Here is a 7,636-nt window from a genome sequence, read left to right on the forward strand (position 1 = left end):
AATTTCGCCTCCAATAAATCAAATCGCCTTGCTTCTTTTATTAAAATCTACGGATAAATTTTAATTAATTTCGTAAAAATTGACTTATCCTCTGAGAACGAAGCAACTTCAGGCTTATCTGAAACACCAAACACTATAGCACCTTTTGAAAGCGCATATTTTCCAATGTCAAAAACTTCACCTGTTATAAGAATCTCTTCTGAAAGAAGAGTCTCTAAAGGTGTGTCATCAGGTAAAAAGTTCATTCTTGCAAGAGTTTTTTCGAGTTCGACTTTTCTAAAAGTCGGAAATAATGTCGGTGATTTTGCTTTGATATTTTCTTTTACTTCATAAACAAGGTCTTGAAGTTGTCCTGAAACTCTAATATCTTCTATAAATTCCTCAAAAGATGTTGTTTTTGCAAGCTTTAGAAATTCATCAAGAGAAATTGCATTAGAATAAATAATGAGAGTTGTAATTGAGACAATATCCTGATTATCCTGAGTAAAGTTCAAAAGATCCTTTGTGTGAATTGATTTGTAGAGTTTCAAAAAATTTCCTTTTTCCAACGAATCAAATTTCTTCTGAAAAATTGCTTCAGCAATGGAAACTATTGCGTCGGTTCTTGCCTTGTCAATTGGAAGATGATTTCTTCCATGCGCACCAATTGCTGTTTTATCAATGTCAATAATTACAATTGTTTTATCACTAATTTTATCGGAGACAAAATCTTTTATCTTTGCCCAACTATTGTTAAAAACAACATAAGGATAAGGAGATTCAAAGTTTGTTTTCTCCTCATCAGTAATCACTCCAAAAATATCAAATCCTAATTCTTCGAGATTTTTTATAACTGTGAGATCCGAAAGAAACGTATCGCCAAGATAGACTATGTTTGAAAAGTCCATCGCACTTTTTAAAATCTCAGAAATTACGAGCGCATACTCTTTGTCCTTTTTCCGGGGAAGTGCTTGAAGCTCGAGCTTATCTTTCAAAGTTTCAAAATTTGGAAGAGACTTTTTAACCGGATTTAATTCTCTAAAAATTATATAATCCCTAAAAATATCGTTTAATATACCTTTTTTAAACATCATATAAGCCCCTTTGCAAACGCAAATTCTGCATTAAGTATGCTCCCTCCTGCGGCACCTCGAATAGTGTTATGGGATAAAATAGTAAAAGTTAGAACATCACCTTTGAGTTTTATCCTCCCAACGCTTACACTCATTCCCTTTCCATTATTTAAATCAAGGGTAGGCTGAGGGCGTAGAGTATCCTCAAATACAATGATTGGTTTTTCTGGTGCTGTGGGAAGCTTTAATTCCTGTGGAAGACCTTTGAAATCCCTAAACGCTTGTATAATTTCTCTCAAATATGCCTCAACTTTCAAAAATACAACCTCTGTGTGTCCTTCACGCACAGGCACTCTATTAGTTCGAGCAAAAATATCGATATCAGAATCTTTAAATTCGTTCTCAAATGTTCCTAAAATCTTTTTTGTTTCAATCTCAATTTTCTCTTCTTCTTTTTCAATGTAAGGTAAAATATTCCCATGTATTTCCAAAGCAGAAAGCCCATGAATGCCTGCGCCTGAAATTGCTTGCATTGTCACGACAAACAGATCACTTATTCTAAATCTTCGAGAAAGTGCTTTTAAAGGTATCACAAGCCCTGTTGTGGAGCAATTTGCATTGGTAATGATAAATCCCTTTGTGCCCTGAAATTTTACAGCCTCAATATGATCAGGGTTCACTTCTGGAATTAAAATGGGAACAAATTTATCGTATCTATGAGAAGATGCATTTGAAAAAACAAAGTGCCCATTTTCTGCAAGTTCAACTTCGAGGGTATATGCAACATCAGATGGAAGAGCTGAAAATACTATACTTTCCTCAACCTGTGGCAAGTCTTCAAAGGATTTTAAGACTATATCTTTTGCGTATTCTGGAATATCAGTTTCTAAAATCCAATAAACAGCATCCTTATAACGTTTTCCCTCACTTCTTTTACTTGCATATAGACTTGTCACTTCAAAGAAAGGGTGATTCTCTAAAAGGCTTACAAATCTTTGACCAACTAAACCAGTTGCACCCATAATGGCTACTTTTTTCTTCATATGTACGCCTCCAAACTTAAAATGTCCTGTAGCACCCCTTCAGCTGTAATCCTGAGGCCTGCACCAAGCCCACGAATTGTTATAGGTATTCCGGAAAAGTTCTTTAAATAAATTTCAAAGATGTTTTCACCCTCTTTAAGTGTTGCAAATGTAGAATCCTTTGGAAAACTCTTTAAAGTAATCCTTAGTTTATCTTCAATTTCTACAACAGGATAGACAACACCATTTTTAGAAAGTTCCTTCAGGCGATGTTCAAAATTCATTAAATCATTTTCAAAAAATTCGTCAAGCGTCTTTGCCTTCGTAAAACACTCAAATTCAATATCCTTCTCTTTAAAGTCTTTTCCTATAAGATATGAAAGAATTTTTCCCTTTCTAAGCAAATCCATCCCTACAAGGTCATCAACAGGATTTGGTTCTGTATATCCCAATTCAACTGCCTTCAAAATTGCATCTTTAAGTGATTTACCTCTATTTACAAGCGTAAAAATAAATGAAAGTGTACCAGAGGGAAGCCCTACAATTCTATATACCTCATCGAAAGAATTGATAAAATCTCTTATAACCTTAATCAAAGGAAGCGATGCACCCACTGTTGTTTCATAAAGGAATTTTCCTTTTGCACTTGTGAATTTTTTATAAGTTTCATAATCAGTTGCAAGGTTTTTCTTATTTGATGTAACCACATTGTAACCCAAAGAAAGTAGTTCAAGAAGATCCATTCCAATCGTATCAGAATTCGTTACATCAACTACTATTGTATTTTTGGGAAGAGTTTTTACATAATTCAAAGGAGAGCCTACATTCTTGAATCTAAAATCCCAATTCTTAATGTGTGTCTCAACTTCATCACTCTTTGCAAAACTTCCTGATCTTGCAAGTCCCGCATAACGCAATCGAAGGTGAAGGTTATTCTCGAAATACTCTTTGTTTTCTTCAATGAGTTTTATAAGCTCCTTTCCAACAGAGCCAACCCCAAACTGGAAAATATTAAGAGTTTTTATCTTGGGATTTGCAAGTCCAAGTTCACTGTGAAGCGCATTAATACTCTTTGAAACATCTCCCCTTTTAACAACAAAAGAAAGGCTATTTTCTGATGAACCTTGCACAACTGACAGGATTCTAAAACCATATGCATATGAAATCCTAAATATTTCTTTTTGAATCGATTCATCGCTATTTAAACCATCGCCAACAATTGAAATAATTGATAGATTCTTTTTAGATGAAATTCTATCGATAAGTTCAAGTTTTATTTCGTTTTCAAATTCGTGTTCAAGTCCTTTTAGAAGAAGATCTACTTCACTCTCTTTTACAAATAGATCAACAGTTTGCTCTGATGAGGATTGTGCAATCATTATTATGTTTACATTTGATCTATTTGCAACATCAAAAATTCGTTTTGAGATCCCTTTAAGTCCCTGCATACCCTTTCCCTCAACTGAAACAAGTGCAATATCCTTTATGGATGTTACCGCCTTTGGTCCCAAAAATGATGTCTCATCTGAAATAAGCGTATGTGAGCCATTGGGATTAAAAGTATTAATAACACGAATGGGAATATGTTTTTCAATTGCAGGAATAAGAGACTTTGAGTGCATTACTTTTGCGCCAAAATAGGATAGTTCTCTTACCTCTGCATAGCTCAATTTCTCAATAGTCTTTGCATCAGAGACTATCTTTGGATCTGCACTTAATACCCCGTTTACATCTGTATAAATCCAAACCTCTCTTGCATCAAGAAGCCTTCCTAAAATAGTTGCAGAATAATCGCTTCCTCCACGCCCAAGTGTAGTTATTGATGAATCAAAAGTTACTCCAATATATCCTGTTACAACTGGGGTAAATCCCTCTTTTAGGTATCTTCCAAAGATTTTTTCGGCTCGTTTCTTACTTTCTTCATAAAGCGGATTTGCGTCAAGAAAATCAGAAGTCGTAATAAGATATTTTATTGCATCCACAGGCACTGACTTAAGACCCATATTCTGAAAATATTTTGAGACTATCCTTGCGTTGAGACGCTCTCCAAAAGATTGAATAAGTGCATTTGCTCTATCTGATAGTTCCCTCAACCTATAAACTGCAAAAATTATTTGTTCAAGTTCGTCCAATAATTCATTAACTGATTTAAGTGTGCTTCCAAATAGTTCAATTGAAGTTTCATTGTGTTTTTTCCTAATCGATTCTAAAACATCTTTGAAACTCTCATCACCTGATACCGCAAGATTACCTGCCTTTATAAGACTATCGGTTATACCGCTCATTGCTGATACAACAACAATCTTAGATTCAGGAATACCTTTAACAATATCATAAACTTGCCTTATTGCCTTTGCGCTCCCAACAGATGTGCCACCAAACTTTAAGACAAGCATATCAAGATACCTCCGATGTAATCTTCTTTAAAATAATTTCAAGATCTTTAAGATTTGATATTGCAAAAAACCTATTCGTAACGGAAACACCTTGAATCATTCCCGTATGCAGGTTGATAGAAGTATCAGGGTCTTTAAGAAGATTTCCTGTAAGAATCAAAAGAACCTTATCGCTACTCCTAATTACACCTGATCTTCTAAGCTTTCTTAAACCAGCAAGCGTAGAAGCACTTGAGGGCTCACATCCTATCCCAATATTATCAATATCTCTTTTTGCTTCAAGGATTTCAGCATCGCTTACACTTTCAACAATACCGTTTGTAAATTTTATTGATTGCACGGCTTTTTCATAATTTACAGGGTTTCCTATACGAATTGCTGTTGCAATCGTTTCGGCTTTCATTGGTTCAAATTTTTTAAAGTCATTCTTAAATGCTTTATAAAAAGGCGAGGCAGCTTCTGCTTGAATGACTGCAAGACGAGGGATTTTATCAATAAAATGAAACTCATAGAGTTCCTTTAGCGCCTTTCCAAAGGCTGAAGTATTCCCTAAATTGCCACCCGGCACTATAATCCAATCAGGCACCTCAAAATCAAGTTCTTCAAGAGCATTTATGATAATTGTCTTTTGCCCTTCAAGGCGAAGAGGATTTAAGGAATTAAGAAGATAAAGTTTATATTCATAACTTGCATCTTCTACAAGCTTCATTGCATAATCAAAATCACCTTCAATTTCAAGTACATTTGCCCCATACGAAAGCGCCTGCGATAACTTTCCAATAGCAACTTTACCTTTGGGAATAAAAACAACACTTTTAAGCCCCGCATGAGAAGAATAACTTGCCAAAGATGCAGAGGTATTTCCAGTTGAGGCACATGCAGTAATTTTAAAACCGAGTTTCTTTGCAACACTTACGCCAACTGTCATTCCCCTATCCTTAAAAGAGCCCGTTGGATTTTCCCCTTCATGCTTGAAGTATACTTCCATCCCATCTATGATTTTCTTGTATAAGTTTGTCCTTCCCTCAGGAAGCGTGACAATTGAATCTTCCTCAATATCAAGGACAAACTCCCTGTATCGCCATACGCCACTTTGATCATAGGGCTTTAAAGACATTCTTCTTTTAAGAAATGTTTCTTTAAACGATGGATGAAGAGGTTCTTTAAGGCTTACTTCTAATAATCCGCCACACTCACAACGAGTTTTTGATGAAAAAACATCGTATGTTTTCCCACATCTAATACATCTAAGCTCCCTTTCCATATTGGGATAATTATAATATAAATTGCAAATTTTGAGAAGAAATGGAAATGGAACTTTTCCGTTATTTTTAATTCTATTATATAATTCAATTACAACAATCTAAAATTAGGAGGTAGATATGGAAGAATTAAAGGATTTTGACCCAAGAGACGTTGAAGAAAATAAGGTAATTGCAAGCTTATCATACATTTCAATTCTATTTTTAATTCCTTTGCTTGTAAAACGTGATAGTAAATTTTGTATAGAGCATGCAAAACAGGGGCTTGTGCTTTTTATTTTTGAAATTGCCTTAAGTATTATTGAATATATCCCAATACTTGGATGGATTATAGGTTTGCTTGGTGGAATTGTTTTATTTGTTGTTTCTCTTATTGGCTTTATCTATGCATTGCAGGGTAAGTTTTGGAAGATACCTATCGTTTATGATTTAGCCCAAAACTTCAAATTCTAATTTAAGGAATGAACTATGGATTGGGATATAAGCACAAAAAAAGTGCTCATTACGGGGGCAACATCTGGCATCGGCAAGGCAACCTTAATAGACCTTGCAAAGTCAAAAGCATTTGTTATCTTTACCGCAAGAGATAAAAATAAGGCTCTTACGGTGCTCAAAGAGGCAAAAGAATTATCTAAAAATGAAAACATAGAATTCTTTGAGGTAGACCTTTCAAGTTTCAAATCAATTTTAGATTTTCTTAAAAGATTCAAAGAAAAACATAACAAACTTGATATTCTTATAAATAATGCTGGCACATGGAACATGAGACTTGCACTTACAGAGGACGGCATTGAAAAAACCTTTATGGTGAATTATCTTGCACCTTTTTACATTACACACTCCCTTTTGCCGCTTCTTTCTGAAGGTAGTCCTTCAAGAATAATCAATGTATCATCTGCAATGCACAAAGGCGGTAAAATTAATTTAGATGACCTTGAATCGAGAAATCACTATAATGGTATTCAATCTTATAGTAATTCAAAACTCATGATACTTATGTTCACAATTGAACTTGCAAAGAGACTAAAAGACAAAGGTATTTATGTCTTTGCAGTTCACCCTGGACTTGTTAAAACTGGGATATTTTCAAACTTTCCGAAACCTATAAGAGATTTGTTCCTAATTGGCGCAAAAACCCCAGAAGAAGGTGCGAAGACAAGTATATACCTTGCAAAGACTAAGGATATAGAATATCTTACAGGAAATTACTTTGCAGACTCAAAACCAACAGATTACTTAAAAATCGCAGATAACGAGGATTTGCGAAAAAAACTTTGGGATAAAACTACAGACTACATAAAGAAATACATAAACGATTTCGAACCTTTGGTTTAATTAAAAAAGCCCCTCTTTAGGTTGAGGGGCTTTATCATAATCTATCTGCTTGCTCTTTTAGTAAGTTTCTCCAGAGCGATAGAATGCTTCGATTTTTTCTTCATTTTCTTTGAGGACCTTTTCTTTTCTTTGTTTATATTCCCGTATTCTCTTTGCAACTTCTGGGTGATCATGTTCAAACACAGGCCGAGAGATTTCTTCCCATTTCTTTGAAAGCTCATCAAGGTGTTTTCCAACATCTTTATACATATTTTCTAAGGTGCCATCTGTGGAACGTACACCAGGAAGGGAACCAATCTTTCTAAATACTTGAGGATTATCAACAAGCATACAAGGTCGTAATAGATTATCCGAATATGGTTGAAGTTTCTGTATCTCTTTAAAGAATGGAAGTTGAAGTGCCTCCTTTAAACTTATTTCATTGATATTTCCCTGTGCAAGGTGTATAAATGCGCATGGTTCAATGCCACCATCTGCCGTAATGTGAATGTAACTTCTTCCTCCTGCAATACAACCGTCGGTATATATACCATCATTCCAAAAGTCCGCTGCAAAAAGTGGTTTGGTTG

The 7,636-nt window shown here is 34.8% G+C and carries 7 protein-coding genes; 2 read left to right on the plus strand and 5 right to left on the minus strand.

The window, feature by feature from the left end:
- Nucleotides 1–47 precede the first annotated feature (47 nt).
- Genes ACP5SP_RS04380 through thrC form a run of 4 tightly spaced genes read right to left on the minus strand, consistent with a single transcriptional unit; the run spans nt 48 to nt 5,734 of the window.
- A complete protein-coding gene (locus tag ACP5SP_RS04380; RefSeq protein WP_428076079.1) occupies nt 48–1,073 on the minus strand; it encodes a hypothetical protein in 1,026 nt (341 codons plus the stop codon).
- Nucleotides 1,070–2,095, minus strand: a complete 1,026-nt coding sequence (gene asd / locus ACP5SP_RS04385; protein ID WP_424606720.1) for an aspartate-semialdehyde dehydrogenase — start codon at nt 2,093–2,095, stop codon at nt 1,070–1,072. Before asd ends, ACP5SP_RS04380 begins: the two co-directional genes overlap by 4 nt.
- Nucleotides 2,092–4,470 carry an aspartate kinase gene (locus ACP5SP_RS04390; protein ID WP_428076080.1) on the minus strand — a complete coding sequence of 793 codons (2,379 nt, stop codon included), beginning with the start codon at nt 4,468–4,470 and terminating at the stop codon, nt 2,092–2,094. Before ACP5SP_RS04390 ends, asd begins: the two co-directional genes overlap by 4 nt.
- 1 nt (nt 4,471) lies before the next feature.
- The gene (gene thrC, locus ACP5SP_RS04395) at nt 4,472–5,734 is read right to left on the minus strand and encodes a threonine synthase (RefSeq protein ID WP_424586934.1); all 1,263 of its coding nucleotides are present in this window, start codon (nt 5,732–5,734) and stop codon (nt 4,472–4,474) included.
- Between the two features lie 118 nt (nt 5,735–5,852).
- Here thrC and ACP5SP_RS04400 point away from each other — a divergent pair, with 118 nt between their 5' ends.
- Together ACP5SP_RS04400 and ACP5SP_RS04405 are read left to right on the plus strand one after the other, a co-directional pair.
- Complete coding sequence (locus ACP5SP_RS04400; RefSeq protein WP_416084335.1) at nt 5,853–6,185, plus strand: DUF4870 domain-containing protein; 333 nt, start codon at nt 5,853–5,855, stop codon at nt 6,183–6,185.
- Nucleotides 6,186–6,200: 15 nt separating this feature from the next.
- Entirely contained in the window at nt 6,201–7,067 is an 867-nt protein-coding gene (locus tag ACP5SP_RS04405) for an SDR family oxidoreductase (protein ID WP_416084334.1), read from the plus strand.
- A gap of 57 nt (nt 7,068–7,124) precedes the next feature.
- Here ACP5SP_RS04405 and ACP5SP_RS04410 read toward each other — a convergent pair.
- Nucleotides 7,125–7,636 (minus strand): SPASM domain-containing protein (locus tag ACP5SP_RS04410; protein ID WP_428076081.1); only part of this gene is annotated, 512 nt, incomplete at its 5' end.

This window comes from Caldisericum sp. (assembly GCF_049967455.1).
Classification (GTDB): Bacteria; Caldisericota; Caldisericia; order Caldisericales; family Caldisericaceae; genus Caldisericum; species Caldisericum exile_A.